The 1306-nt window shown below is 61.2% G+C and carries 2 protein-coding genes; one reads left to right on the top strand and one right to left on the bottom strand.

Going from position 1 to position 1306, the window contains the following annotated elements:
- Positions 1-336: DsbA family oxidoreductase (locus HP499_RS24330; protein WP_172326585.1), on the bottom strand; the 336-nt coding region annotated here is incomplete at its 3' end.
- Between the two features lie 157 nt (positions 337-493).
- Between HP499_RS24330 and HP499_RS24325 the strand changes: the two genes are divergently transcribed.
- The coding region (locus HP499_RS24325; protein WP_172326584.1) for a glycosyltransferase at positions 494-1306 on the top strand (813 nt) is incomplete at its 3' end.

Genomic DNA, 1306 nt, shown 5'->3' with positions numbered 1-1306 from the left:
GCCGTGGGCGGCGGCAAGATGGATGAGGCGGTGGGCGGTGAAGCTGTTGGCCACCACCACCTTGTCGAAGTGGTAGTCCAGGCCTTCGTCCTTGGCAGTCTGCGTGACGTGGGCGAACATCTGCGTGACCTGCTCCGGGGCCATACCCTTGCGCTTGCTCAGGTAGTCCAGCTCCGTGCCGTCGTAGTGCTCCGGGACAGAGGGATCCAGCTGGTAGCTCTTCCACTCGATGTCCACTGCATCGCGGTGCGGGAACTGTGCCAGGGCGGTCTCAAAACGGCGCTTGCCGATGTAGCACCACGGACACGCGACGTCTGACCAGATCTCAATCTTCATGTTGGCTGCAACGCCCTGACGTGGCCCGACATTCCGGGAGGGTGCTGTTAGTTTCCTCACCTACCTCTAAGGTGTTGCCGGGGTGGGCTGCCAAGAATATCTTTGGAGAAGGTTGAGCAGACAGCCTGCGGGTTGGGGGTTTACACGGAGAAACCTCGTGCGAGTCGGACTCATAGTTGGACCATGGTTTACCGTACCGCCCGAAAAGTACGGCGGAACAGAACGTGTAGTGGATGCCTTGGCGCGCGCTTTGTACGACGCCGGCCATGACGTCCGGCTGGCAACGGCAGCGGACAGCACGTGCCCCGTGCCCCAGATTCCGGGGTTTGGCCCGGCCATTCCGGAGGACCTGGGCCAGAGTTTCAGCGAATTGGGGCATGTCATCAAGGCCTACGCTCAATTGCGGGACGTGGACATCATTCACGATCACACTTTGGCTGGCCCGCTCTATGCGCACAGGCCGCCAGGCATTCCCGTTGTCACCACCATTCACGGGCCTTTGTCGCCCATTTACACACCCCTCTACCGGGACATGGCCCAGGACACCGCCATCATTGCCATCTCCCACGATCAGTGCAGCCGGGTGGAAGACCTGGAGGTCTCCGCAGTCATCCACCATGGGATCGACCTCACGGCCGTGAGCGTAGGCCGGGGTGCCGGGGGATACGCGTGCTTTGTGGGCCGCATGTGCCCGGACAAGGGGCTCATGGAAGCAGTGGCAATCGCACGGGAAGCGGGGGTGCCCTTGCAGATAACGGCCAAGATGCACGCCAAGGAGGAACGGGACTACTTTCACGACGTAGTACAGCCGGCTTTGGGTTCCAACGAAGAGTTCCTGGGAGAACTTTCCGATCCTGAAAAGTACCAGCTCATGGGCGATGCGATGGCGCTGCTGAACCCCATCCAGTGGCATGAACCCTTCGGACTGGTGATGATCGAGGCACTTGCCACCGGAACTCCGGTGCTGGCA

Source organism: Paenarthrobacter sp. CM16, from assembly GCF_013179505.1.
GTDB lineage: Bacteria > Actinomycetota > Actinomycetes > Actinomycetales > Micrococcaceae > Arthrobacter.
The sequence above is the reverse complement of the archived record's forward strand: the minus strand, read 5'-3'. Positions and strand labels throughout refer to the sequence as shown.